General features: G+C 70.9%; 19 protein-coding genes. 9 read left to right on the forward strand and 10 right to left on the reverse strand.

Features of this window, described 5'->3' with window-relative positions:
• Positions 1-141 precede the first annotated feature (141 nt).
• Positions 142-1,815, forward strand: coding sequence for a glycerol-3-phosphate dehydrogenase/oxidase (locus HD596_RS19070; RefSeq protein WP_376776148.1), 1,674 nt, complete (start codon positions 142-144; stop codon positions 1,813-1,815).
• Entirely contained in the window at positions 1,812-2,294 is a 483-nt protein-coding gene (locus HD596_RS19075; RefSeq protein WP_185070711.1) for a DinB family protein, read from the forward strand. The genes HD596_RS19070 and HD596_RS19075 overlap by 4 nt, the downstream gene beginning before the upstream one ends.
• Positions 2,295-2,364: 70 nt before the next feature.
• Here HD596_RS19075 and HD596_RS19080 read toward each other — a convergent pair whose 3' ends face one another.
• From HD596_RS19080 to HD596_RS19090, 3 genes are all read right to left on the reverse strand, one after another.
• Positions 2,365-3,615: a S8 family peptidase gene (locus HD596_RS19080; protein ID WP_221519396.1), complete on the reverse strand. Its 1,251-nt coding sequence runs from the start codon at positions 3,613-3,615 to the stop codon at positions 2,365-2,367.
• Between the two features lie 159 nt (positions 3,616-3,774).
• On the reverse strand, positions 3,775-5,751 hold the full coding sequence (locus HD596_RS19085; protein ID WP_185070712.1) for a beta-propeller domain-containing protein: 1,977 nt from the start codon (positions 5,749-5,751) through the stop codon (positions 3,775-3,777).
• A 31-nt stretch (positions 5,752-5,782) separates the two neighbouring features.
• Positions 5,783-8,059, reverse strand: a complete 2,277-nt coding sequence (locus HD596_RS19090) for a WD40 repeat domain-containing serine/threonine protein kinase (protein WP_185070713.1) — start codon at positions 8,057-8,059, stop codon at positions 5,783-5,785.
• Positions 8,060-8,132: 73 nt separating this feature from the next.
• Between HD596_RS19090 and HD596_RS19095 the strand changes: the two genes are divergently transcribed.
• The 4 genes from HD596_RS19095 (at position 8,133) to HD596_RS19110 (ending at position 12,077) form a co-directional block, all read left to right on the forward strand.
• On the forward strand, positions 8,133-9,638 hold the full coding sequence (locus HD596_RS19095) for a succinic semialdehyde dehydrogenase (protein WP_185070714.1): 1,506 nt from the start codon (positions 8,133-8,135) through the stop codon (positions 9,636-9,638).
• A 16-nt stretch (positions 9,639-9,654) separates the two neighbouring features.
• Positions 9,655-10,239 carry a TetR/AcrR family transcriptional regulator gene (locus HD596_RS19100; RefSeq protein WP_185070715.1) on the forward strand — a complete coding sequence of 195 codons (585 nt, stop codon included), beginning with the start codon at positions 9,655-9,657 and terminating at the stop codon, positions 10,237-10,239.
• Between the two features lie 29 nt (positions 10,240-10,268).
• Positions 10,269-11,012: an MBL fold metallo-hydrolase gene (locus tag HD596_RS19105; protein WP_185070716.1), complete on the forward strand. Its 744-nt coding sequence runs from the start codon at positions 10,269-10,271 to the stop codon at positions 11,010-11,012.
• A gap of 72 nt (positions 11,013-11,084) precedes the next feature.
• Positions 11,085-12,077, forward strand: a complete 993-nt coding sequence (locus tag HD596_RS19110; protein ID WP_185070717.1) for a PLP-dependent cysteine synthase family protein — start codon at positions 11,085-11,087, stop codon at positions 12,075-12,077.
• Here the strand turns inward: HD596_RS19110 and HD596_RS19115 are convergent.
• On the reverse strand, positions 12,058-12,801 hold the full coding sequence (locus HD596_RS19115; protein ID WP_246554574.1) for a GNAT family N-acetyltransferase: 744 nt from the start codon (positions 12,799-12,801) through the stop codon (positions 12,058-12,060). The genes HD596_RS19110 and HD596_RS19115 overlap by 20 nt on opposite strands.
• A gap of 79 nt (positions 12,802-12,880) precedes the next feature.
• Here HD596_RS19115 and HD596_RS19120 point away from each other — a divergent pair, with 79 nt between their 5' ends.
• Together HD596_RS19120 and HD596_RS19125 are read left to right on the forward strand one after the other, a co-directional pair.
• Positions 12,881-14,374, forward strand: a complete 1,494-nt coding sequence (locus HD596_RS19120) for a DUF885 family protein (RefSeq protein ID WP_185070719.1) — start codon at positions 12,881-12,883, stop codon at positions 14,372-14,374.
• Positions 14,375-14,444: 70 nt separating this feature from the next.
• Entirely contained in the window at positions 14,445-15,266 is an 822-nt protein-coding gene (locus tag HD596_RS19125) for an SDR family NAD(P)-dependent oxidoreductase (protein WP_185070720.1), read from the forward strand.
• On the opposite strand, the gene HD596_RS19130 is transcribed toward HD596_RS19125, so the two are convergent.
• On the reverse strand, positions 15,257-16,207 hold the full coding sequence (locus HD596_RS19130; protein WP_185070721.1) for a DUF2207 domain-containing protein: 951 nt from the start codon (positions 16,205-16,207) through the stop codon (positions 15,257-15,259). The genes HD596_RS19125 and HD596_RS19130 overlap by 10 nt on opposite strands.
• Positions 16,208-16,304: 97 nt before the next feature.
• Here HD596_RS19130 and guaA point away from each other — a divergent pair, with 97 nt between their 5' ends.
• Positions 16,305-17,852 (forward strand): glutamine-hydrolyzing GMP synthase, encoded by a 1,548-nt coding sequence (guaA, locus tag HD596_RS19135; protein ID WP_185070722.1) that lies wholly within the window; start codon positions 16,305-16,307, stop codon positions 17,850-17,852.
• Positions 17,853-17,901: 49 nt separating this feature from the next.
• On the opposite strand, the gene HD596_RS19140 is transcribed toward guaA, so the two are convergent.
• The 5 genes from HD596_RS19140 to HD596_RS61840 form a co-directional block, all read right to left on the reverse strand.
• A complete protein-coding gene (locus HD596_RS19140) occupies positions 17,902-18,369 on the reverse strand; it encodes an ATP-binding protein (protein WP_185070723.1) in 468 nt (155 codons plus the stop codon).
• A gap of 185 nt (positions 18,370-18,554) precedes the next feature.
• Positions 18,555-21,251: a hypothetical protein gene (locus HD596_RS19145; protein ID WP_185070724.1), complete on the reverse strand. Its 2,697-nt coding sequence runs from the start codon at positions 21,249-21,251 to the stop codon at positions 18,555-18,557.
• Between the two features lie 138 nt (positions 21,252-21,389).
• Positions 21,390-22,265: a hypothetical protein gene (locus HD596_RS19150; protein WP_185070725.1), complete on the reverse strand. Its 876-nt coding sequence runs from the start codon at positions 22,263-22,265 to the stop codon at positions 21,390-21,392.
• A gap of 504 nt (positions 22,266-22,769) precedes the next feature.
• Complete coding sequence (locus HD596_RS19155; protein ID WP_185070726.1) at positions 22,770-23,408, reverse strand: protein-L-isoaspartate(D-aspartate) O-methyltransferase; 639 nt, start codon at positions 23,406-23,408, stop codon at positions 22,770-22,772.
• 77 nt (positions 23,409-23,485) lie between these two features.
• Positions 23,486-25,273, reverse strand: coding sequence for a DUF1996 domain-containing protein (locus tag HD596_RS61840; RefSeq protein ID WP_313044575.1), 1,788 nt, complete (start codon positions 25,271-25,273; stop codon positions 23,486-23,488).
• Positions 25,274-25,628: the final 355 nt, after the last annotated feature.

Genomic DNA, 25,628 nt, shown 5'->3' on the forward strand with positions numbered 1-25,628 from the left:
CGCGTCGCTGCGTTACAGCCTGACTGCCCTGAGGGTAGGTATCGAGGCGCAGGCGACAAAGCCGTATCAGGGGGAGATATGACGCCGGGAAGGTGCGTGGCTCAACTCGGGCCGGCGGAGCGGACCGCGGCCTTGGAGCGCATGGCCGGGCAGGACTTCGACGTGGTCGTGGTCGGCGGCGGCATCGTGGGCGCCGGGATCGCGCTCGACGCCGCCACCAGAGGGCTCGACGTGGCCCTGGTGGAGGCCAGGGACTTCGCCTCCGGCACCTCCTCGCGCTCCTCGAAGCTCATCCACGGCGGCCTGCGCTACCTGGAGCAGCTCAACTTCGAGCTGGTGCGCGAGGCCCTGCGGGAGCGGGCGCTGCTGCTCCAGCGGATCGCCCCGCACCTGGTCAAGCCGGTGCCGTTCCTCTTCCCGCTGACCCACTACGTGTGGGAGCGGGTCTACGTCGGCGCGGGGGTGGCGCTCTACGACACGCTCGGCGCCGCGGCCGGGACCACCCGCGGCGTGCCGGGCCACCGGCACCTGTCCAGGTCGCGGGCGCTGCGGCTGGCCCCGGCGCTCAAGAAGTCCGCCCTCACCGGCGCCGTCCAGTACTGGGACGCGCAGGTGGACGACGCCCGCTACGTGGTGAGCCTGCTACGCACCGCCGCCACCTACGGCGCGCAGATCGCGCCGCGGGCGCAGGTGCTGGGGTTCCTGCGGGAGGGCGAGCGGGTCACCGGCGTACGCGTGCGCGACCTGGAGCTGGGCGACGAGCTGGACGTACGCGCCCAGCAGGTGGTGAACGCCACCGGCGTCTGGACCGACGACATCCAGGAGCTGGTCGGAGGCCGGGGCCAGATCCACGTACGCGCGTCCAAGGGCATCCACCTCGTGGTCCCGCGGGACCGCATCCACTCGCTGACCGGGATCATCCTGCGCACGGAGAAGTCCGTGCTCTTCGTGATCCCCTGGGGCCGCCACTGGATCATCGGCACCACCGACACCGAGTGGACGCTCGACAAGAGCCACCCCGCCGCCTCCCGCGCGGACATCGACTACCTGCTCGACCACGTGAACTCCGTCCTGTCCGTGCCCCTGAACCACGACGACGTCGAAGGCGTCTACGCGGGGCTGCGCCCGCTGCTGTCGGGGGAGTCGGAGGAGACCTCCAAGCTGTCCAGGGAGCACGTGGTGGCGCACCCGGTGCCGGGCCTGGTCATGATCGCGGGCGGCAAGTACACGACCTACCGGGTCATGGCCAAGGACGCGGTGGACGCGGTGGCGCACGGGCTCGACCAGCGGGTGCCGCGCTCGTGCACCGACCGCATCCCGCTCGCGGGCGCCGAGGGCTTCCAGGCGCTGTGGAACTCCAGGCACCGCATCGCCCACACCTCGGGGCTGCACGTGGCCAGGATCGAGCACCTGCTGCAGCGCCACGGCTCGATGATCGACGAGGTGCTGGAGCTGGTCGAGCGCGAGCCGTCACTGGGCAGGCCGCTGGCGGGGGCCGACGACTATCTGCGCGCCGAGATCGTCTACGCCGCCACCCACGAGGGGGCCAGGCATCTCAACGACGTGCTGACCCGGCGTACGCGCATCTCGATCGAGACCTTCCACCGCGGCCTGGCCGTGGCGCAGGAGGCCGCCGAGCTGATGGCCGGGCCGCTCGGCTGGGACAGCGAGCAGGTGAAAAGGGAGGTGGAATACTACACGAAGCGTGTCGAGGCCGAGCGCCGCTCGCAGGAGCAGGTCTCCGACCAGGAGGCCGACGCGATCAGGCTCGGCGCGCCGGAGATCGTCCCCGTCGTCGCCCCGGAGCAGTCATGAGTGAACCTTCCAAGCAGTCGTCCGACCCCCGCGTGCTGCTGGAGGGCTACCTCGACCACTATCGCGAGGAGATCCTGCGCAAGCTGGACGGGTTTCCCGAGCCCGAGGTGAGCCGGGTGCCGAGCGGGTGGACGCCCGTGGCGATGCTCAAGCACCTGGCGTACATGGAGCGGCGCTGGTTCGTCTGGGACTTCGCGGGCGAGCAGGTCGAGGACCCGTGGAGCGACCGCGACGAGGACGACGTGTTCGTGGCGGCCGAGTCGTTCGAGGAGATCAAGGACTTCTACCTGGCGCAGTGCGAGCGGTCCAGGCAGGCGGTGGCGGGGGCGAGCCTGTCCGACGTGGCCTCGCGGATCGGCCGGTTCCAGCCGCCCAAGGAGCCGCCGACGCTGGCGTGGATCATGTTCCACGTCCTGGAGGAGTACATGCGCCACGCCGGCCACCTGGACATCGCCCGCGAGCTGGCCGAGGCCCAGTAAGGGTCGTCAAGGGAGGGGGCGGCACGCGGCGCTGCGGGATCCGCGTACCGCCCCTATCCAGGGTGGTCTGTCAGTACTGCGTGGCGTCGTGCACGTCGAGCAGGGGCTCCTTGACGCCGTCGCCGGAGTCGTCGGTCCAGTTGGAGTTACCGGTGGAGATCAGCTTGGTCCGTACGGCCAGCGAGCCCGCCCTGGTCGTCGGCTTGCGGGTGCCCGCGGTGAGGATGCCGGCCGCGCCCGCCACGTGGGGGCTGGCCATCGAGGTGCCGCTGATCGTGTTGTAGCCGCCGTTCATCCACGTCGAGTAGATGCAGGTGCCGGGGGCGGTGATCTCGACGGTGGAGCCGTAGTTGGAGTAGAACGCCGAGGTGTCGTCCTGGTCGGTCTCGCTGCGGCACGAGAGCCTGCTGCCGCCCGCGCCGCCGGCCAGGCCGTCGTTGTCGGTCAGCGCCGAGACGGTGACCACGTCGGGGTGGTTGGCGGGGAAGAACGAGGACGTGTTCGCGTGGCTGTTGCCCGCGGCCACCACGACCACGATGCCGGCGTTGACGGCATTGGTGATCGCGTTGCTGATCGCGCTGCTGGTGCAGCCGCTGCAGCCCAGGCTCAGGTTGATGACCTCGATGGTGGAGGCGCGGGCCACCACCCAGTCGATGCCGGCGGCGATCGCGGACAGGGTGCCGGAGCCGGCGGAGTTGAGCACCTTCACGGCGTGGATGCGGGCGCCGGGAGCGACGCCGACCGAGCCGATGGAGTTGTCGATCGCGCCGACGATGCCCGCGACGTGCGAGCCGTGGCCGTTGTCGTCGACGCCGGCGTTGTTCGTGCAGACACCGGACACGCAGTTGGCGCGCGCGACCACGTTCAGGTCGGGGTGGGTGTAGTCGACGCCGGTGTCGATGACGGCGACGTCCGTGTTGATGCGCACGTCGTCGGTGCCGTCGATGTCCAGGTTCGGGTTGCTGGGGCCGAAGATGCGCCGTACGCCGGTGGGCGTGGTCTGCGCGAAGGCGGTCACCTCGGCGTCGGGCTCGACGCTGAGGACGTTCGGGTTCCGCTTGAGCTGCTCGGCCGCGCTCGCGCTCAGGCGGGCGGTGTAGCCCTTGAACGCGTGCTCGTACACGCCGACGAGCTGGCCGCCGGCCTGGGACACCTGGTCCTGGGCCGCGCTGCGGAGCCCTGCCCGCATGGTCGGCTTGAGTTCGACGATGTACGTCCCTTCCGCCGCCTGGGCGTCTTGCGCGGCGGCGGCGGGCGGCGGCGCCATGGCTAACGCCACGGCGCTGACGAGCAATGCGAGCAGGGGGGTGGATGTTCGCATCGGCGTGAGCCCTTCCTGTGTCGCGGACCCAGGAGACCCATGTCATGACAAATCCGCTGAGTCCGACATTACATGGTTAGTAAAGTTTTCATCAGCTATCGGGCATCTGTCCATTAGGAGAAGGGTGCCAATTTCATACGAAATCAGCAGGTTTGGGGGTCAGCGGAGCGGGATCCACGCCTGCTGTGCCAGCGTGGCGGCATCGTTGACCTGGATGCCGTCGTACGAGAGCGTCCAGATCGAGTCGCCGATGACCAGCGCCCGCTCGATCCCGGCCTGATACTCGTCCTTGCCCGGGTGCTTGATCATGCCCAGCTTCGTCACGCCCGAGTCGTCGATCTTCAGGACGAGCCCGCCCGACTCGGTCTGCTGGGTCAGCGGGATCACCGCCAGGCCGGTCTTGGGCCAGTACAGGAACGCGTGCGGGTCCCACTCGGCCGCCGAGCCCGAGTCCTTCTGGAACAGCTGCGACAGCCTGCGCGGAGCGGCCGGATCGCTCACGTCGAACAGCGAGACCTGCGTGCCCAGCGTCCTGCCCTTCTCGCTGGCCTCCTGGCCGATGCCGATCAGCCGGCCCTCGGCGCCGGGGTGCAGGTACGCGGAGTAGCCGGTGATCTTCAGCTCGCCCGTCACCTTGGGCGCCGCCGCGTCGCGCAGGTCGAGCGTGTAGAGCGGGTCGACCTGCCTGAACGTGACGCAGTAGCCGACCGGGCCGATGAACCTGACCGAGTAGATCCGCTCGCCCTCGCCCAGGCCGCCGACCTCGCCGGTCCTGGCCATGGTGTCGGCCTTGAGCACGTAGACGGCGCTGGAGCTGTTCTTGCCGTCCGGGGAGGTGAGCGTGGTGGCGACGCGCAGGTGGCCGTCGTACTCCGACAGCGAGTACTGGTTCAGCAGCCGGCCGGGGACCTTGCCCGAGGCCACGTAGGAGGGCGCGCCGGGCGAGCCGATGTCGAACCGGTGGACCTCGGTCTCCTCGGGCGGGATCGTCGGCTCGGGGCTGGGCGCCGGGGTGTCCGACAGCGGGGGGCTCGTGGGCGTGGGCTCCACGGCCGGGGCGGCCTCTCCGGAGGACGGGGTGGTCGCCGGGCTCTCCACCGCCGGTTCGCTGATCACCACCGGCATCCACCAGCGCGGGTTGCTGGCCACGTAGAGGCTGCTGCCTGTGCCGTACACGATGTCGCCGTCGGCCGCCAGGCTGATCGGGTCGGTGCCCGCGGCGGTCACGCCCTGTGCCAGGTCGATGGTGTGCACGGTCAGCAGCGAGGTGCCGGTGTAGTCGGCCGGGTGGCTGACCCGCTCGCACTTCACCGAGTCCTTCTTGACGGTGCCGGACGCGTCGGTGATCTCGATCTTGGGGAGCCAGGCGTCCGCCGGGGCCTGCCGGACCGCGGCCTGGTTGCGCTGGACGCGCTCGGCCTCGGAGACGTCCTCCTTGAACTCGGGGAAGGCGATGTCCGGCTGGCTGCGGGTGACCAGCCTGACCGTGGAGCCGACCATCCTGGCGTCCACGTACGAGCCCTGCGGCTTGATCGTGCTCAGCACCTTCGGCCGGCCCGACAGGTCGACCAGCACGTACCTGGTGTCGCCCTGAGGGGCGAAGCCGGCCATCCGCTTGTACATGATGTCGCCGCCGCGCATCAGCACCAGCGCGCGGTCGCCCGAGACCAGCAGGTCGGCGGGCACGCCGGGCCCGTTCTCGCCCTCCGTCAGCTTGAGCGAGCCGGTGACCTTCCTGGTGGCGGTGTCGATGATCCGCAGGACGCCGTCCTTGACGGTGATGACCCGGTCGCCGTCGGTCTTGACCACGTCGGGCTCGTCCACCCCGGCCTCGTGCACGTTCGTCGTGGAGTGCTCGGGGGTGCTCGTCTTGGCGTTCGGGGTGACCGAGCGGGCGGAGTCCTCCATGTACGCCAGGGGCATCACGTTGTCGAACCCGTACGGGGTGACGCGCTGGGCGGCGTGCTCGCGCAACCCGGACAGCAGGTCGTCGCAGCCGGTGTAGGCCACCAGGCGGATCGCGCCGAGCGAACTCGTCCTGGGCTTCGGCGGCGCGCCCGCGGTCGTGGAGGTGCAGGCGACCGCGGCCGTCGCGAGCGCCGCGACGGTCGCGGCCGTGCGGATCAGCGTCTTCATGCCCTCATGACGGCTGCCCCGGGCGGATGGTTCAGGAGCCCCTGTTCGGGTTGACGGTGAAGACCGGGCTGAAGTCGATGTCGTCGGGCACCTCGAGCAGCTTGCGCACGAGTTTCCCGGTGAAGTCGACCACCTGGATCTCGTCGTTGGCGCCGTTGTCCTGCTCCCAGCAGTAGAGATGGCTCTCGTCGTAGAAGCCGAGGACCTTGTCGCACTGGGAGGAGAACTTGCGCAGGCGCTCGCCCGACCGGGTGTCCCAGATGCAGTGGTCGCCGTCGCCGCCGTTGGGGCAGTTCGTGACGAACGTCTTGCCGGAGGGCGAGAAGATGTCCTGCGTGCCGGCGGACAGCGTGCCGATCTGGCTCGCCGAGCTCGTGGCCTTGCCCAGGGCGTTGAAGAAGCGCAGGCTGCGGTTCTTCTCGTCGCCGTAGACGTTCACCGCGCCGTCCTCGGTGCCGTCGAAGCCGAAGGCCGTCTGGCGCACGGAGGTGTCGCTGACGTCGACCTGGGTGGCCTTCTTGGCGGCCACGTCCACGATGACGAAGCCCAGGTAGAGCCACTTGCTGCCGACCTTGCGCTCGATGTTGAGCAGGATCTTCGAGCCGTCCCTCGACCACGCCCTGATGCTGCTGATCAGCGGCTCCTTGACGGTCCTGATCGTGGAACGGTCGCCCGTCCGCCGGTCGGTGAGGACGATGAAGTCGAAGTCGTCGGAGCTGTAGCTCCTGCCCCTCTCGGCGAGGTAGCGGCCGTCGGGGGAGGTCCTCGACTCCCAGTTGGCGGCGTACTTCGTGAACGAGCCGCGCAGCGACCCCCTGGCGTAGTCGATCCAGTCGTCCTTCTTCTTGTCGTAGATCTCGTACGAGGTCAGCACGATCGCGTCGCCCGGGTCCTCGTAGAGCGAGATGTTCGCGCCGGGCAGCGCCTTCTTGACGCCCGGCCTCGGCACGGCCTGCCCGGTGGGCGACGGGTTGGCGGTCGCCCTGGTCTTCGTCGAGCTCGCCGCCGGGGTGTTGGCCGGGCCGGCCAGCGTGGAGGACTTGTCGGTCTGGACGTACACGACCACACCGGCGAGGATCAGCAGCGCGACCGCCACCGTGATGCCGGCGACCAGCGGCGCCCTGCTCTTCTTCGACGGCCGCTGCTCGGCCCAGCTCGGGTGCGTGGGCTGGCCGTAGGAGGGCCCGGGAGGCTGCCACGGCGGCTGGGGGGACGGGGCGACGGAGCCGGTGGGCGGGACGGGACCGGAGTGCGCGCCGTGCCCCGGGTACGGGACGGGGCCCGGCGGCGGGCCCGGCAGCGGCCCGGACAGGGGCCCTGACGGCGGCCCCGAGTGCGGCCCGGAGTGCGGCCCGGGGTGCGGACCCGAGTGCGGACCCGAGTGCGGGCCGGGCGGTCCCGACGGCGACGCGAAGGGTGATGACGGCGCGGGGGCGGCCTCGGCGGCGGCCTGCGCGAGGATGCCGGAACCGGCCGGAGGCTGCGGCGCGGCGCCCGGCGCCGGGTGCCGCAGCAGCTGCATGATGACCTGCTCGGCGCTCGGCCGCTGCGCCGGGTCCTTGGACAGGCACGCGGCCACCACGTCACGCAGCTGCCCGTCGAGCATGCCCAGGTCGGGATGCTGGTTGAGGACGCGGTTGATCACCGCGGGCATCGTGTCGCTGCCGAACGGCGCCTGCCCGGAGGCGGCGAAGACCATCGCGCTCGCCCACGAGAACATGTCGGCGGCCGGGCCGACCGTGTGCCCCATGATCTGCTCGGGCGACATGTACGCCGGCGTGCCCACGACCATGCTGCTGATCGTCGAGGTGGCGTTCAGCGCCCTGGCGATGCCGAAGTCGATCACCCGGGGCCCGTCGGCGCCGATGATCACGTTGGCCGGCTTGAAGTCGCGGTGGACGATGCCGGCCTGGTGGATGGCGGCCAGCGCGGTGGCGGTGCCGATGGCCAGGCGGTGCAGGACCGTGCCCGTGCGCGGCCCGTCCTCCTGCACGACCCGGTGCAGCGAGGGGCCCTCGATGAACTCGCTGACGATGTACGGCCGATCCTGCTCGACCCCGGTGCCGAGGACGGCGGCGGTGCAGAACGGCGCCACCTGCTGGGCCACCTGGACCTCGCGCATGAACCTCTCGGTGCTCACCTGGTCGCCCGACAGGTCGGGGCGCAGCCACTTGACCGCCACGCGGGAGTCGTTGTGGCCTTTGGCGAGATAGACGACGCCCTGACCGCCCTCGCCGAGCCGGCCGAGGAGATCCAGGCCCCCCAGCCGCTGTGGATCTCCGGGGCGTAGCGGAGCGAAGGTTGCCATGTAGGGATTCTGTCGCTACGGCGCGAATCCGCAAAAACTACCCGTGGGTAGCCAGGCGGAATATCCTTCTGGCATGCACGTGACGTCCAGCGGTAGGACACGGCACATCATCGCCCCCTTCACCGGCGAAACCCTCGCTGAGCTGCCCGTCTCGGACGTCGATGACGTCCGCAGGGCGTACGAGAAGGCCCGGGCCGCCCAGGCCGAGTGGGCGCGCAGGCCCGTGGCGGAGCGGGCCATACCGTTCCTGCGGCTGCACGACGCGATCCTCGACCGGCGCGCCGAGATCCTCGACATCGTCCAGAACGAGACGGGCAAGGCCCGCAAGCACGCCTTCGAGGAGGTGCTCGACGTCGCTGGCTGCGCCCTCCACTACGCCCGCCGGGCGCCCGGCCTGCTCGCGCCGCGCGCCCGCAAGGGCGTCTTCCCCGGCGCCACCCGCGTCGTGGAGCTGCGCCGGCCCAAGGGCGTGGTCGCGCTGATCTCCCCGTGGAACTACCCGCTCGCGCTGGGCGTCACCGACGCGGTGCCCGCGCTGCTGGCCGGCAACGCGATCGTGCACAAGCCGGACACGCAGACCGCCCAGTCCACGCTGTGGACCATCGACCTGCTGGCCGAGCTGGGCATGCCGCGCGAGATCTGGCAGGTCGTGCTCGGCGAGCCGGCCGAGATCGGCGACGCGCTGCTGGACGACGCCGACTACGTGGCGTTCACGGGATCGACGCGCGGCGGCAGGAAGATCGCCGAGGAGGCGGCCAAGCGGCTCATCGGCTGCTCGCTGGAGCTCGGCGGCAAGAACCCCATGGTGGTGCTCGACGACGCCGACCTCGACGTGGCCGTCCAGGGCGCCATCCGGGCCTGCTTCACGAACGCCGGGCAGCTCTGCCTGTCGATCGAGCGCCTGTACGTGCACGCGTCCGTGTTCGACGCCTTCGCCGAGCGCTTCGTCGAGCAGGTCCGGGGCATGAAGCTGGGCGCGGGCCACGACTGGTCGGTGCAGATGGGCTCGCTCACCTCGCGGCGCCAGCTCGACACGGTCAGCACGCACGTGGACGACGCCGTGGCCAAGGGCGCGCGGCTGCTGACCGGCGGCAGGGCCAGGCCCGACCTGGGCCCGCTGTTCTACGAGCCGACCGTGCTCACCGGCGTCACCGAGGACATGGAGCTGTGCCGCAACGAGACGTTCGGGCCGGTGGTCGCGCTCTACCCGTTCACCTCCGAGGACGAGGTGGTCGAGCTGGCCAACGACACCATCTACGGCCTGAACGCCTCCATCTGGACCTCCAGCCTCCCGCGCGGCCGCGCGCTCGCCGCCCGCGTCAGGGCCGGCACGGTCAACATCAACGAGGGGTACGCCTCGGCCTACGCCTCCTACGACGCCCCCATGGGCGGCATGAAGGCGTCCGGGCTGGGCCGGAGGCACGGTTCGGAGGGCCTGCTGCGCTACACCGAGTCCAAGACCGTGGCCTCGCAGGCGGGCTGGCTGGGGTTCGAGCCGCCGTTCGGGCTGCCGTACGAGAAGTGGGCCGCCACCCTGGCCACCACGCTCAAGACGATGCGGCGGCTGCGGTTGAAGTGACGTCTACGCTGTAAACATGGACGACCAGGGCACGGCCGGGCGCATCGTGGCCGTCGCGCGGCGGATCCTCCTGGAGGACGGCGCCGGCGCGGTCAGTATGCGGCGCGTGGGCGACGCCGTGGGCATCACCGCCATGGCCATCTACCGCCACTACCCCAACCGGGACGCCCTGCTGCGCGCGGTCGCCGACCGCAGCGCCCGCGAGCTGGCCGAGGCGTGGCGGCAGCGGTCTCCTTCGGGGACGTGGGACGAGCGGTGCACGGCCGCGCTGGACGACTTCCTCGACTTCGCGCTCGGGAGCCCGCACCTGTACCGGTTCCTGATCCTGGACGCCTGGGCGGGGGCGCGGCGCTTCCCCGAGGACTTCCGCGACGGGCAGGGGCCGCCGTTCAGCGTCGTCGCCGAGCTCGTGGAGGAGGGCATGCGCACGGGGCGGCTGCGCCAGGACGATCCGCTGGAGACGGCGATGACGATCACGTCGAGCGCGCAGGGGCTGGTCCAGCAGTACCTGAGCGGGCGGATCGGGATGGACGAGGCCGACTTCCGCGCGCTCTGCCACCGCTCGACCGGGCGGATCATCAACGGGCTCGCCGCGGAATAAGCCGTCCTGGGCCGGTGTCGTTGACGTCCATGGAGATTCGTTACCTCGGAGGGCCGACGGCGGTCCTGGAGATCGGCGGGGTGCGCCTGCTGACCGACCCCACGTTCGACGCGCCCGGCGACTACCCGATCGGGAACAGGGCGCTCACGAAGACCGCGGGGCCCGCCTTCGGCGCGGCCGAGCTCGGGGCCGTGGACGCGGTGCTGCTCTCCCACGACCAGCACCCGGACAACCTCGACAGGGCCGGGCGGGACTACCTGGCGTCCGTTCCGCTGGTGCTCTCCACCGGTTCGGCGGCCGGACGGCTGGGGGCTTCCGTGCGGGCGCTGCCCAACTGGACGTCCGTCACGGTGGGCGACGGGCTGCGGGTGACCGGCGTCCCCGCCCAGCACGGGCCCGACGGGATCGAGCACCTGGTGGGCGAGGTGACCGGGTTCGTGCTTGAAGGCGAAGGGCTGCCGACCGTCTACGTGAGCGGGGACAACGCCTCCCTGGACGTCGTACGGGAGATCGCCGGGCGGTTCGGCCCCGTGGACGTGGCGCTGCTGTTCGCGGGCGGGGCGCGCACGCCGCTGGTCGACGGCTACCTGACGCTGACCAGCGACGACGCCGTGGCGGCGGCCGAGATCCTGGGGGCCCGGCACGTGGTGCCGCTGCACTTCGAGCACTGGGCGCATTTCACGCAGGGGCGGGAGACCGTGGAGAAGGCGTTCGCCGGGTTCGGCGACCGGCTCCGGCTGCTCGCTCCGGGCGAAAGCACCCAGATCCCCTGACCGTCGGCCGGATCGGTCGGCTCGTGGCGAACGGCGCCGCCCCGGCCGGGCCCGGCCTGGCAGGGTGGAGCCGTGAGCTGGAACGCGCGCGCCCTCGACGTGCTGGCGGCGGGGGAGCCCACCCCGCTGATCGACTTCCCGGTCCAGGCGCCCGGGATCAGGCTGCTGCTGAAGGACGAGTCCGCGCAGCCGACCGGGAGCCTGCGGCACCGGCATGCCAGGGCGCTGTTCCGGCAGGCCGTCCTCGACGGGCTGGTCACCGAGGGCACGACCGTGGTGGAGGCGACGGGCGGCAACGCGGCCGTCGCGCAGGCCTGGTTCGCCCGGCGGCTCGGGCTGCCGTACATCGTGGTCATGCCGGGCGAGCGCAGCCGGGCGCGGGCCAGGGCGGTGGAGGAGCTGGGCGGGGAGTGCAGGTTCGTGACGCCGCCACTGGCGATCTACGACGCGGCGCGCGGGATCCCGGGCCATTTCCTCGACCAGTTCGGCCGGGCGGCCGAGCACGACCTGGCCGAGGAGCTGTTCGCCCAGGTGCGGCCCGACTGGGTGGTGACGGGCGCGGGCACGGGTGCCACCTCCGCCACGCTCGGGCGGTGGGTACGCGATCACGACGTGCCCTGCCGGATCGCGGTGGCCGATCCCGATAATTCGGCATATTTCCCGGGCTGGACGCTCGACGTGTCCGACTACGCGACCGGGATGCCGTCGCGGATCGAGGGCATCGGGCGGCCCCGCGTCGAGCCGGGGTTCCGCCCAGACCTCGTCGACCTCGTCATCCCGGTGCCCGACGCGGCGAGCGTGGCGGCGGCCCGGCACCTGCGGGCGGTCACGGGGCTCGCGGTGGGCGGCTCGTCGGGCACGGCGCTCTGGGCGGCGCTGGAGCTGGTCGAGCGCATGCGGGCCAGGGGCGAGAGCGGCACCGTGGTGTCGCTGGTCGGGGATGCCGCCGACCGGCATCTGGCGACCTATCACGACGAGGCGTGGGCCGCCGCCAAGGGGCTGGACGCCGGGCCATACGCCGATGAGCTGCGGCGCCGGGTCGCGCTCAGGCCAGGGGGTGAGTGACCCAGACGTTCGGCTCGACGTACACGGCGTGGTCCTGCTCCACGTCGCAGTGCACCGGGGTGAGCGCGCCGGGCACCTCCACCGGGCCCGGGCGGTCGAACGGCAGGTCCGTCCACCGCCGCCACTCCGCCAGCGTGCCCGAGACGACCATCGAGCGCGGTGCCACCTTGACGATCTTCCCGCCCGCCCGCACGTGCACGCGTAACCAGGCGTCGTGGGGCAGGCCGTCGGCGCGGGTCCTGAAGGCGTACTCGGCCATGGGGGTGCGCGGTTCGAGGTGCTTGTTGTTGGGCCTGACCGGCGCCACCAGCTCGCGGTAGCCGAGGCCGGCGGCGCGCTCGCGCATGGCCGCGAGCATCAGGGAGGAGAGTCCCGTGCCCTGGAGGTCGCGGCGGACGGAGATCTCCAGGGCGGAGATGCTGTCGGGCCGCTCGCCGCGCTCGCGGGCCAGCCAGCCCTGCCTGATCACGCCGTCCCACCCGTCGTCGGGCAGCTCGGAGCCCCCGGAGAGGAACGGCATCATGCACCCCCGCGCCGCCAGCCGTCCCGGCTCCTCCTCGAAGTCGGCCACGAGCACGTAGTCGGCGTAGGTCGTGGTGGCGAACGGATAGAACAGGTCCGCGATCGGATCCTCGAGCACGAAAGCGTGCCACGTATGGTCCATCTCGAACAGCGACGGCGCGAACTCCGGACGCTCCGCGAGCGTCGTGATCTTGAGGGCCATGGGAATCATTCTCACATTACGGCCGACCGGTACGCGCTTGTATAAAGCAGGGCGAATGGGGTGCGCTAGCGTCGGCCGCATGACAGAACTTGACGCCAGGCTGCGAGCCATCACCGACCTGATCGTGGCGGAGGCTCGCGAGGGCGGCGGCAGGCACGAGTACGACGGCCGGATCCAGGACCTCTCGCCCGCGGGCGTGCGGTCCGGGCTGGCCCGGCTCGGCGAGGGGTCGCTGCCCGCGGACGCGCATGACGCCGAGCACCTACAGGTGTTCGAGGAGAGCCTGCGCACTCAGTTCGGCGAGCTGGAGCTGCATCGCAAGAACCCGCTGATCCACCTCTCGAACCTCGACCTCGCCTGCTACGACCGCGACTACGCCCCCGAGGAGGAGCGCGAGGCGGCCAAGGCGGCCCACCTCGCGCTCTGGCCCGAGGCGGTGGACCAGGCGATCGCCTCGCTCGACCAGGTCCCGGCCCCCGTCGCGCAGTCCCTGGTCGCCGCGACCAGGGGACTGGCCGCCAGCGTCACCGACGAGGCCGCGCTCAAGGCGCACAGCCTGCTCGTGGCCCACGTCGAGCGGGCCGCGGCCGAGGGCGACCCCGACGCGGCGCTCGGCGGCCAGGCGCTGGCCAGGCTCATGGGCACGGCCGAGGGGCTGCCCGTCGACCTGGGCAGGCTCGCCGAGCGGGCCGACGCCGAACGGGACCGGCTGATGGGCCTGCTCGCCGAATCCTGCGCCAAGCTGGGCGAGCGGGACCGGGCGCCGCTGGACGTCGTACGGGAGCTGGTCAAGGACCACCCCGATCCCGACGGGGTCATCGAGGCGGCGCGGATCGGCACGGAGAAGGCCATCGCGTTCACCCGCGAGAAGGACCTCGTGCCCTACCACGACGGCGAGTGCCTGGTGGGGCTGGCGCCCGAGTCGCGGCGCTGGGCGATGGCCATGATGGCGTGGAACTCGCCCGGCGAGCCCGAGGGCCCGTCCTGGTACTACATCACGCCGCCGGACCCGTCCTGGCCGGAGCAGGACCAGGAGGAGTGGCTGGAGGTCTTCAGCAACGCGACGCTGCCGGCGATCAACGTGCACGAGGTCGCGCCCGGGCACTTCTCGCACGCCCGCGCGCTGCGGCGGGCCAGGTCGGACGTGCGCCGGCTCCTGCAGTCCCTCGCCTTCATCGAGGGGTGGGCGCACTACGCCGAGGAGCTGTGCGTGGAGGAGGGCTTCGAGCCGGACGACCCGCGGTTCGAGATCGGCGTCTGGGTGGAGGCGCTGCTCCGCGTCACCCGGCTGGCCTGCGCGATCGGCGTGCACACCGGGCAGATGACGGTCGAGGAGGGCGCCAGGCGCTTCGAGTCCGACACGCACCTGGCCGGCCCGGCCGCGCTGTCGGAGGCCAGGCGGGCGACCTTCGACCCGACGTACGGGCGTTACACCTGGGGCAAGCTGCTCATCCGCGACCTGCGGGAGCGGGCGCGGGCGGAGTGGGGCGCGGACTTCAGCCTGCAGCGCTACCACAAGGCCCTGCTCGACCTCGGCTCGCCGCCCCTGGGCCTGATCGACCGCATCCTCTAGCTCGGAAGGGGCCTGGGGCGGCGGCGGCAGGTCGGGTAGCGTCGGTCGCGAGCGAGGGGAGGATGATCCTGTGCGGGAGCTCTCCGGCAAGGTCGCCGTGGTGACCGGCGCGGCCAGCGGCATCGGGCGGGCGCTGGCGCTCAGGTTCGCGGCCGAGGGCATGGCGCTGATGCTCGCCGACGTCGATCCCGGCGGCCTCGCCGAGACGGCCCACCAGGCAGGCGACGGCAAGGTGCTCACGCAGGTCACCGACGTCTCCGACGCGGCGGCCGTACGGCACCTGGCCAACCGCTGCTTCGGCGAGCTCGGCGCCGTGCACGTCCTCTGCAACAACGCCGGCGTCTTCCAGGGCGGCCGCATGTGGACCCGCGGCGAGGAGGACTTCGCCTGGCTGCTGGGCGTGAACCTGTGGGGCGTGCTCCACGGCATCCACGAGTTCGTCCCGCGCATGATCGAGCAGGACACCGAGGGGCACATCGTCAACACGGTGTCGGTGGCCGGGCTGTTCACCACGCCGGGATCGGGCGGCTACGCGGTCACCAAGTACGCCGCGATGGCCGCGTCCCAGGCCCTCGCCGAAGACCTGGCCGCCACGGGCGCGAAACTTCGCGTGACCGCGCTCTGCCCCGGCGCGGTCAGGACCCGCATCGCCGACTCCGAGCGCGTCCGCCCGGCCGGGCTGGTCACCACCCCCACCCAGGACGAGGCCGACGCGCGGGAATGGGTCGGCCGGGCGGCCGAGCGCGGCATCGAGCCGGCCGAGGTGGCCGATCTGGTCGTGGCGGCCATCCGCGAGGAGCGGTTCCTGGTGCTGACCGACCCCCGGTACGCCGCCCGGCTGCGCCTGCAGACCGAGACCCTGCTCACCGGGAACCTGCCGCCCTACCAGTGACGCTCGTGGGCCAGCACCCGGTCCACGGCGCCGCTGCGCGGCTTGACCAGCAGCCGGACCTGGTCGCCCGGCAGCACGTCCTGGTAGAGCCCCTGGCTGACCATGAACGAGCGGGCCTTCTCCGAGCTGCCGTCGTGTACCGCGATGTGGAAGACGCATCTGCTGCCCGCCTGGTCGTCGGTCGGCTCGGTCACGACCCAGCGCTTGACGACGTACCCGGAGATCTCCTGCCGTTTGGGGCCGGGCGCGGCGGAACCGGGCGGCTCGATCTCCACGCCACGCCAGCCGCTGCCCGTGAAGATCCACTCGTGGCGCGGGTTGACCGGCGCGGCGCCCGGCTCGGCGATCTCCCGCCCGGCGGGGGTCAGCAGGAACCCCCGCCCGGCCATGAGCAGCCCCACCCCGGCCACGAACGACACCATCGTCGCGATCATGCCCGGCCACGACAGCCCGGCCGCCGAGACCGTGGCGTACCAGGGGACGACGAGCCCGGCGGCGAGCAGCACCGGCACGATCATGGTCGGCCAGCGGCGCCGTGCCAGGCCGAGGTCGATGGCCGTCTGCTGGACGAGCGGGACCAGGCCGCCGTCCAGCTCCGCCCCTTCGGGCATCAGCGCCATCACCGGCGCGTACGGCTTGCCTCCCAGGCGGGCGGCCACCCGGTCCAGGACCCATCGCTCATACGGCAGGAGCGGTTCCTCACGAGGGGACACCAGGGAGAGGCGATCCTCCTCGATCGTCAGGCACCCGCGCCGCTCCAGCTCGAACAGCGTCGAATGGAACACATCCTGCGCCCGCATACCGCGTAAGAGCTCGACCACGGGCTCCGGCGCCTCGTGCCGCGGCGCCCCCTGCGGGCGTTCGCGGCTGGACAGCTTGAAGGCGGCGGCCAGCGTGGCGGCCCACAGGGCCCACGCGGTCACCGGCCAGACAAGATCCATTGTTCTGTGTTAGCACGAGTGCCGGTGGCAGGCCAGGCGTAATGCACAAGGCCGATAGACTGTAGTCACCGCATTTCGCCTTTGGGGGGTTCTCACGGTGTCTGAATTCGACACAGTGCTGGTGGTCGACTTCGGCGCACAGTACGCGCAGCTCATCGCCAGGCGTGTGCGCGAGTGCCACGTCTACTCCGAGATCGTGCCCTCGTCCATGCCGGTCGAGGAGATGATGGCCAAGAACCCCAAGGCGATCATCCTGTCCGGCGGCCCTTCCTCGGTCTACGCCGAAGGCGCCCCGCCGGTGCCGCACGGGCTGTTCGACACGGGTGTGCCCACGTTCGGCATCTGCTACGGCTTCCAGGCCATGGCGCAGGCGCTGGGCGGCGAGGTCGCCCGCACGGGCGTGGCCGAGTACGGCGGCACCGCGCTGGAGGTGCTCAACGAGGGCGTGATCTTCGCCGGGCTGCCGGACGCCCAGACGGTCTGGATGTCCCACGGAGACAGCGTCGCCGCCGCCCCCGAGGGCTTCACGGTGACCGCCTCGACGCGCGAGACCCCGGTCGCCGCCTTCGAGCACCCCGAGCGCGGCCTCTACGGCGTGCAGTTCCACCCCGAGGTGCTCCACTCCGAGCACGGCCAGGTGGTGCTCAAGCACTTCCTCGACGCCGCCGGCTGCCGCCCGTCGTGGACCATGCTCAACATCGTCGAAGACTCCGTCGAGGCCGTGCGCCGCCAGGTGGGCGACGGCCACGCGATCTGCGCCCTGTCCGGCGGCGTCGACTCCGCGGTGGCCGCCGCGATCGTCCAGCGCGCCATCGGCGAGCGGCTGACCTGCGTCTTCGTCGACCACGGCCTGCTGCGCAAGGGCGAGGCCGAGCAGGTCGAGCGCGACTTCGTGGCCGTCACGGGCGTGAAGCTGCGCGTGGTCGACGCCGCCGACCGCTTCCTGAAGGCGCTGGAGGGCGTCTCCGACCCGGAGGAGAAGCGGAAGATCATCGGCCGCGAGTTCATCCGCGTCTTCGAGGACGAGCAGCGCGCCATCATGGCCGACGGGCCGGTGGAGTTCCTGGTCCAGGGCACGCTCTACCCCGACGTGGTGGAGTCGGGCGGCGGCACCGGCACCGCCAACATCAAGTCCCACCACAATGTCGGCGGCCTGCCTGACGACCTGCAGTTCAAGCTCGTCGAGCCGCTGCGCGCGCTGTTCAAGGACGAGGTGCGCCGGGCGGGCGAGGAGCTGGGGCTCCCGTCCGCGATGGTCTGGCGCCAGCCCTTCCCGGGCCCCGGCCTCGGGATCCGCATCGTGGGCGAGGTCACCCGCGAGCGCCTGGCCCTGCTGCGCGAGGCCGACGCGATCGCCCGCGAGGAGCTGTCCCGGGCCGGCCTCGACCGGCAGATCTGGCAGTGCCCGGTGGTGCTGCTGGCTGACGTGCGGTCGGTGGGGGTGCAGGGAGACGGGCGCACGTACGGGCATCCCGTGGTGCTGCGACCGGTGACGTCCGAGGACGCGATGACGGCCGACTGGGCGCGGGTGCCCTACGACGTGCTGTCGCGCATCTCGACCCGGATCACCAACGAGGTCCGGGAGGTCAACCGGGTGGTGCTCGACGTGACGAGCAAGCCTCCGGGCACCATCGAGTGGGAGTAGCGGTAGCTCGCCAGCCGGGGCACTTCAGGGGTTCAAGGGGTTTCGGGGCTCAGGCGGCGACCGCGGCGAGGGCGTCGATGGGGGAGTCGGTCCCGGCGCGGGCGAACACCGGCAGCTCGAACCAGATGGCCTTGCCGCGCGCCGTACGGACGCCGCCCCAGCAGCAGGAGAGCAGGTCGACGAGGAACAGCCCGCGGCCGCTCTCCGCGTCCGCGTCGACGACGCGCATCTGCGGCAGGTCGGGGTTCTCGTCCTCGACCTCGCAGCGCAGCAGGCCGTCCTCGGCGGAGAAGCTGAGGCGGACCGGCCCGTACGCGTGCTCGACCGCGTTGCCGACCAGCTCGCTGACGAGCAGCTCCGCGACCTCCACCTGGTCGTCGAGGCCCCAGCCGGCGAGCTTGTCACGGGTCAGCCGGCGGGCGGCGCACACCGAGCCGAGGTCCGGCGCGAGCCACCACGAGGCCGTGCGGCACGTGGTCTGGCGGCGGCCGGTCACCGCGGTCAGGATGCTGCTCATCGAAAGCCTGTTCATTTCCTACCCCGAGTGGGTCCTCTTCCTGTGAGCCTGGGTTGCTCACACCATCGAGAATGCCTCAGTGAGGTGCCGCAGGAAGAGGTGAAAACTCCCCGTATAGGTACCTATTCCACGTACGTAGGCAGCGCACGGCAGGGACTGGGGATGCTTGCTGATGCCAGGGTGCCTCATGAGGGTACGACGCAGTTGCCGTTCGGGGGCTTTCCCGCCGGCCAGGCGACGCCCTTGAACGCCAGCTTTCCCGAGGCCGGGTCCAGGCGGACGACCGTGAGGGCCTTGTCGTACGGGTTGCCCGCACTGGTCAGGCAGATCAAGCCGCTCGCGCCCTGGATGCGGTAGGCGGCGTGCAGGTCGGCGAGCACGTCCTTGACGTCCTGCCGGGAAGGGACCTCGGTGCTGCTGATCGCGACCGCCTTCGCCAGGGCCCGGTAGGCGGTCAGGACCACGTCGTGGGTGATGATCGTACGCCCGTCCTCGAGTGCCACCGGGCCGACCTTGGCGGTGGCGATCAGGTGCTGGAGCCGGGCCAGCGACTCCTGCGGCTCGGCGAGATAGCGCGGGAGGTCCTCCCGCTTCTTGCGGCTGTTCTTCCCCCACCACTTCTCCACCTCGGCGTTCCAGGCGCCGGGGTGGGCCGGGGCGGCGTACTCGACGGACACGGACGGTCTGCCGCCGCCCGGGTCGCCCCGGATGAGTTCGAGGTCCTCGGCGTCCAGGCGGCGGTCGAGCGTCGTGGCGTCGGAGCCGGTGATCACCGTGTAGGACTTCTTGCCGGAGCAGTAGGTGTTCGCCAGCGTCTTGACGAAGAGCTTCAGATGGTAGGCGCGGCCGGCGAAATAGATGAACCGGGCGTTCGACTGGCAGATGTTCAGGGCGAAGTCCTGGAACCGGTTCGGCGTGCGGCCGGGCTCCTCCAGGCCGGGTGACTCGTACGTCATGTCCTGGACCCCGGTGCCCTTCTTGCCTTTCCGGGCCTCGGTGAAGGCGTCGCGCAGCGACTTGTCGTAGTTGTCCAGCGGCCGGATGTCCGCGACGAGCGCGCTCTCGGCACCCGCCAGCTTCGGGTCGGACCTGAGCAGCGCCTCGGCCTGCTCCTTGGAGGTCGAGACGACGCGGGCCAGGCCGGGGAACGGATCCCGGCTCCGGTCCTGGGTCTCCGGATTGGCGAAGTCGGTCGAGGTGACCAGGCCCGCGACGACGGGGATCCCCAGGTCCTTCGTCAGGTGGTGCATCGCGTTCCACGTGTCGGTCAGGCTGAGATTGAACCCGGCGACGACGCGGAGCTGCGGCTCCCTCGCGGTGAGGTAACCCACGGTCTTCTGCCAGTACCGGTAGTCGCGGCCGGGGTTGGCGAGGACGAGGCGGATCGGAGGCTTGGCGGCGTCGGGGGTGTTGGCCTGCAGCTGGGCCAGATAGGCGCCCTGCACCTCGCTCAGGATCTGCTTGCGCACGGCCGGGATGTCCGACTGCAGAGGGATCATCAACGCCACGGTGGCGTACGGTTTCGCCGCGATCCGGTTGTTCTCCGTCTCGATGCGCGCGAAGACTTCCCGCATGCCGTCGAGATCCGGCATGAGCACGCCGGTGCCGTCCGACACGCCGATGCAGTCCGCGCCCATCACCACGAGCCCTTCACCGCAGCTCGCCGGCTCCGGCGGCGGGAGTATCACCGCGTACGCGACGAAACACAGGACACCCGCGAGGGCGAGCAGCTCGGTGGTGAGGGTCAGCGGTCCGGGCCCCCTGCGGGGCGGGCTCGGTGCCGGGCCCGATCCCAGGGTGACCGGCAGCAGCCGGCTGGGCACCGGATCGGCGCCGCCGGCGATGATGTTCTCGATGGTCTCCTTCCGCCGTGCGAACAGCGCCGGAATCTCTTTGGCGAGCTCGCCCGGGGAGACGGGCGGGTTGGCCCCTCTCGCGACCGGCGCCCCGCCCCGCGCCGAGGTCGCCACGACGACGGGATGGACGCGCAGGCCGCGGGACCCGTGCTCGTACGCGGCCAGGAGGGCGTCCCTGATCTTCCGCCGCGCCGGGACGAGATCGACGTCAGGCAGGAGGATGACGGGACGGCGCACCCGGTTGAGCCGGCGGAGAAGCCCGTAGTGCGCGTCGACATCGGCCAGCAGGGCCTTGACGAGCAGGAGCTCCTTCTCGCCGACGCTGCTCCCGGACGGCTCGCCGCCCGGTTCGATCAGCAGCCGGCGCAGCTCCCTGACGAGCTCCTCGGTGGTCCCCAGCGGCCGCTTGAACGCCTTCTTCCGGTACCAGCGCAGGGTCCAGTGGGCGCGGACCCGGAAAGCGCCGAACACGCCGATCGCCAGGCCGACGATGCCGCTGGCCAGGTTTCCGAGGTAGGAGTTCGTGACCACCTTCTTGATCGCCTTGCGGACCTCCCGCAGGATCTTCTGCCGGGCCCTGTCGATCGCCTCCTTGACCTTCTCCTCCAACTCGGCGTCCAGCTCGCCCAGCTCGGCGAGGCGCTTCTGGTCCGGGTCCCGCAGGTCCCAGGTCGCGAGCGCGTACGCGGCCTCGAAGCGGGGGAAGACGAGGGGAAGCCGGTAGGCGGGACGCGAGAACCTGTGTGCGACGGCCCGCAGTTCCGCCGCGAACCGCGCCAGGTCGGCGGTCCCGCACGGCTCGTTGATCGGCAGGACGCTCGCGTACTCTTCGTAGTACTCCGCGGGCCACGACCGAATCGCCTCGAGGTCGGCCGCGTGATCGGCGGCGTCATCATCTGGGGGCTCCAGCTGGAAGACCAGAGGCCCGGTCCGGCGGCCGAAGCGGACCTTCCTCCGGCGGAACCGGCGGAGGATCACCAGCTCCGCCAGCGCCGCGTTCAGGTGCTGAGCCACCTCGGCCCCCATCGTCGTCATCCCTGCGCCAGCGAGTGGGTTGGACTTTAACCGGTCGTGACCGCGTCGTAACGGGATTTGGGGAAATGTCGAGGCCCGCGGTTCTGTACGGCGGCGGCGTCCGCCGTACAGGACGCGGGTTTTCCGGGGTCAGCCGGCTTTCTTGTCCTTGTCGGCGAGCGTGCCGCAGGTGAAGCCCTTTTCGCGGTCGGGGTCGAGCTGGATGTCGACCAGGATCGTGCTCTCCGAGAACTTGCGGAAGGTCATCAGCTTGTCGCAGTCGTAGAAGGCGTACCCGCCCTCGAACTCGCCCAGCAGCATCATCCAGCGCCCGTCGTAGAGCGTCTTGCCGCTGCTGTCCTGGAGCCTCGCCCACTGGTCCTGGAAGCCGAGGCTGTCGAGCAGGGTGTTGGCCTGCCCGGTCTCCTGCACCTGCACGGCGCCGAAGACCATCTGGATGATGAGCAGGTATCCCAGCCCGACGCCCGTGAAGGCCCCGATGAGGACCTTCATCCCGGCGCGGCCGATCGCCTTGCGGCGCAGCAGCCGGAAGGGCACCACGTAGGCCAGGAAGCCGAGCAGGATCGCGAAGACGACCTCACCGCCGCCCAGGTGCTCTCCCGATGCGGTGTACACGTAATAGAGGAAGCCCAGGTAGGACAGACCTGCCCAGATCGCGGCGATCACGGCGACGATCCACGGGCGCTTCCGGACGGCCTGGAACACGCGCCCGGCCCAGCCGCGGGTGATGCGGTCGAGCAGCCAGCCCAGGCCGATGAGCAGGCCGATGAACGAGGCGGTGATCAGCATCAGCGGCAGCAGGGTGCCCAGGAGCCGCCCGAAGAGCACGGACTGGTCCATGCCGGCCTGCTCGGGCGTGATGCCGAAGACGCTGTACATCTCCTTGAAGCCCATGTACAGCAGCGCGTACAGCGTGACACCGGCCGGGACCACCACCGAGCCGATCTTCTCGAGTACGTCGAGGACGCCGCCGCTGTCCTCCTCGGCCTCTGCGGTCGCCGTCACGGGCTCGGCCGGGGGAGCGGCCGGCGTCGGGGGCTGAGCCGGAGGGGTCTGGTCTAACGGATAAGACTGATAAGTCATGATTAATCGGAATCCATGCCTGTTTGAAGGATTATGGGGGTAATTGCAAGATCATTAGCCGCTGGAGGGCAGTGCTGATTGGTCCCATCCCGATCGCCCTAATGGCGATCCAGCACAAAGCCCTCAAAGCGGGCGAGCCAGGGTCTCGGCAGGAGTAGAGGGACGCGGCGAGGCCGCGGTCGTCACTTCAACTTCTTTCGAAATGTCCCCTGGTCTTCGCTGATCGTCCGAGGTCGCCGCCTCTGCGGCGGCGCTCAGCCCCATACCGTAGCGGTCGAGAGGGCGCGGCCGCGACAGAACCCCCGCGATGCCGATATATGCCTGTAAGTCGCCCGAAACGGCCACGAGCGCGCGGTATTTTCGCCGACTCGCACATTTACCTGACCCGTCCTGTGGTCAGTCGGAGCCATTCGCGTCATGACGTATTCACGGGCAGGGCGTGTCGTCCACATGTTCGCCGATCAGAGGGACGAACCGGGCGGGTGTCAGCAGGCGCTCCTGGACCAGGCGGTCGTGCCGCTTGCCGAAGAGCACGACGGTCTCGTTCAGCTCCTCGTGGATCGGCATGACCAGCCGTCCGCCCTCGGCGAGTTGCTCGGCGAGCGGGGCGGGCACCGTACGGGCCGTGGCGGACACGACGACGGCGTCGAAGGGCGCGTGCTCGGGCAGTCCGGCGGTGCCGTCGCCGACGAATACCTCGGCGCCGGTGATCCCGGCTGCGGCGAGGTTGGCCCGCGCGTGCCGGGCCAGGTCGGCGTGGCGTTCCATCGAGTACACGCGGCGGGCCATACGGGCGAGCAGGGCGGTCTGGTAGCCGTACCCGGTGCCGATCTCCAGGACCGTCTCCGTGCCGGACAGCCGCAGGGCGTCGATCATCTGCGCGATCAGGGACGGCTGCGAGGTGGGCTGGCCGTGGCCGATCGGGATCGGTTCGTCGAAAGGGGCGCGGTCGGCGTGACGCGGCGGCACGAACCGGTCGCGCGGTGTGGTGGCGAGGGCCGCCAGCAGCCGGGGATCTTCCACCCCGGCCCACTGGGCGGCCTTCACCAGCGTCTCGAACTCCATCGGCAGTCACCCGCCGACGCGCTGCTCCGAGCCATGCCCACCTGCTTCCCCACAGGCCGGGCACGATGCTGTCGGTGTCAGCAGTTCTTGCCGTTGTTGATGCAGCGGACGACGGTGTTCATGAGCCTGTGCGACATCACGCCGATGGCGCCGGCGTGGTCGGTGCTCGGGTCGTTCTGCTCGCTCGCGAATCCGTCCACCGCGAAGGGGGCGTCTCCCGAGGTGGGCACGTCGTCGTAGGTCAGCGTCATCCGGAGCTGCGGCACGGCCTCGGTGCCGCTGGGGCAGGCGCCGGTCTCGTCAGGGAAGACGAGGTGCGTGCGGTGGTCGGCGCTGTCGAGGTTCTGGCCGTCCCAGCAGCTGGGCATGTCGAAGACGCGGACCAGGTCGCTGCCGGAGGGGCAGATCGGGTACTTGTCGGTCAGCCGGTCGGTGAAGCCCGTGCAGGTGAACGTCGGGCGGGCGTTCTCAGCGCCGTTGCTGGCCGCCCTGGCGTCGCCGGAGATCATCCTGAGGAACCTCGGCGCCGCCGTCACCTCTGAGGTGAGGTTGCCGCGGTACTCGAGCTTCACCGACGTCGGCTGTACGGGGGTGCCGACGTTGTTCGTGTCGCCCTCGGCGTTCGTGTCGCCCTTGGCGTTCGTGTCGCTCCCGGCGTTCGTGTCGCTCCCGGCGTTCGTGCCACCCTCGGTGTACGTGCCACCCTCGGCGTTCGTGTCGCCCTTGGCCGCGGATTCGTCGTCGGATCCGCGTACGCGCAGGGTCGGCCAGAAGTAGGCGGACCGGTCGTCGCGGGTGCGGCAGGTGGTGTCCGCGGCGGCCAGGCTCTCGTTGGTCGAGAACGCGTCCGTGGACAGGTTGCCCACGTAGTCCTGCCTGAGCTGGGCCCCGTCCGACATGCCCGGGGCGAGGATGAGGTTGTCGGTGTTGGAGTGACCCTGGCGGTTGGTGCCGCACTGGGAGGTGTACGTGCCCATCGAGGCGTTCTCGCCTGCCTGCGGCTGCTCCGCCTTGGGCACGTCACGGATGTCGACGTAGTCCGCGGCCGACAGCCCGGCGTCCGCCGAGTTCTGGCCGGAGTCGCCGAGCGAGCAGGTGGCGAGGTCGTCGAGGCCGGTGGGGCGTTCTGCGACGCGTCCGATGGCTATGGCGATGCGGTCGATGGCGGCGGCGCGTTTGTCGGCGAGCGGGCCGAGGATGGCGTTCTGGACGAAGTTGGGGCCTCCTTGTCCTTCTGAGGTGGCGAGCCGGTCGTTGGCCTCCTGGAGTTGCTTGTCGAGTTGGGCGAGGTTGCGGTCCACCTCGGCCTTGGCGGCGGCGGGGACGTCGGACAGCTTGTCCGCCACGTTCGGGCAGACGATGGTCTGCGCCGCCTGGCCACCGCCGGGATCAGGCGTGGCGGACCCGGTCGGTGGCGGCGCGGTGGTCTGTTCCGGTGGGGTGGATGGGGTGGCTTGGCTGGATGGGGTTGCCTGGTCGGTCGGGGTGGCCTCCTGGGATGGGGCCGCGGAGTCGCCGAGCGAGCAGGTGGCGAGGTCGTCGAGGCCGGTGGGGCGTTCTGCGACGCGTCCGATGGCTATGGCGATGCGGTCGATGGCGGCGGCGCGTTTGTCGGCGAGCGGGCCGAGGATGGCGTTCTGGACGAAGTTGGGGCCTCCTTGTCCTTCTGAGGTGGCGAGCCGGTTGTTGGCCTCCTGGATTTGCTTGTCGAGTTGCGCGAGGTTGCGGTCCACCTCGGCCTTGGCGGCGGCCGGGATGTCGGGCAGTTTGTCGGCCACGTTCGGGCAGGCGATGCCCTCAGCCGCGACCGTGCTCAGATAGACATCCAACCCGGCCTGCGCGTACGGCGGAGAGCCCGACAGCACGAGCGCGACACTTCCGCTCAGGCAGACCGCCCCCAACCACGGCCTGAAACGTCTTTCCCCCGATGGACTCCACATGCGACCACTCCCTCCGGTTTTGTCGTGGGCAAGGAAAGTCCGATCTTCGACAGGTACGGGGGTGTTCACGGCAGGGTTCACCGCCTGCGCCCGGAGGGAGCCGCCAGACCGCCTTCTACCAGGGCGAATGCGTATTTATACACATTCGCGGATTGAACCCGGCGCGCGACGCGGGTCGTATGCTCGCCAGGATCGCGAACAACCCCAAGGGCTGGTACGCCAACCTGCACACGGGCGAGTTCCCCGGCGGCGCCGTCCGCGCCCAGCCAGCTGCTGCTCC

Source organism: Nonomuraea jabiensis (assembly GCF_014204795.1).
GTDB classification, from domain to species: Bacteria; Actinomycetota; Actinomycetes; order Streptosporangiales; family Streptosporangiaceae; genus Nonomuraea; species Nonomuraea jabiensis.

Coding starts and splice junctions, on each gene's coding strand:
- HD596_RS19070 (WP_376776148.1), top strand. CDS start 142: ATGGCCGGGCAGGACTTCGACGTGGTCGTGGTCGGCGGCGGCATCGTG.
- HD596_RS19075 (WP_185070711.1), top strand. CDS start 1,812: ATGAGTGAACCTTCCAAGCAGTCGTCCGACCCCCGCGTGCTGCTGGAG.
- HD596_RS19080 (WP_221519396.1), bottom strand. CDS start 3,615: ATGCGAACATCCACCCCCCTGCTCGCATTGCTCGTCAGCGCCGTGGCG.
- HD596_RS19085 (WP_185070712.1), bottom strand. CDS start 5,751: ATGAAGACGCTGATCCGCACGGCCGCGACCGTCGCGGCGCTCGCGACG.
- HD596_RS19090 (WP_185070713.1), bottom strand. CDS start 8,059: ATGGCAACCTTCGCTCCGCTACGCCCCGGAGATCCACAGCGGCTGGGG.
- HD596_RS19095 (WP_185070714.1), top strand. CDS start 8,133: ATGCACGTGACGTCCAGCGGTAGGACACGGCACATCATCGCCCCCTTC.
- HD596_RS19100 (WP_185070715.1), top strand. CDS start 9,655: ATGGACGACCAGGGCACGGCCGGGCGCATCGTGGCCGTCGCGCGGCGG.
- HD596_RS19105 (WP_185070716.1), top strand. CDS start 10,269: ATGGAGATTCGTTACCTCGGAGGGCCGACGGCGGTCCTGGAGATCGGC.
- HD596_RS19115 (WP_246554574.1), bottom strand. CDS start 12,801: ATGGCCCTCAAGATCACGACGCTCGCGGAGCGTCCGGAGTTCGCGCCG.
- HD596_RS19120 (WP_185070719.1), top strand. CDS start 12,881: ATGACAGAACTTGACGCCAGGCTGCGAGCCATCACCGACCTGATCGTG.
- HD596_RS19130 (WP_185070721.1), bottom strand. CDS start 16,207: ATGGATCTTGTCTGGCCGGTGACCGCGTGGGCCCTGTGGGCCGCCACG.
- HD596_RS19140 (WP_185070723.1), bottom strand. CDS start 18,369: ATGAGCAGCATCCTGACCGCGGTGACCGGCCGCCGCCAGACCACGTGC.
- HD596_RS19145 (WP_185070724.1), bottom strand. CDS start 21,251: ATGGGGGCCGAGGTGGCTCAGCACCTGAACGCGGCGCTGGCGGAGCTG.
- HD596_RS19155 (WP_185070726.1), bottom strand. CDS start 23,408: ATGGAGTTCGAGACGCTGGTGAAGGCCGCCCAGTGGGCCGGGGTGGAA.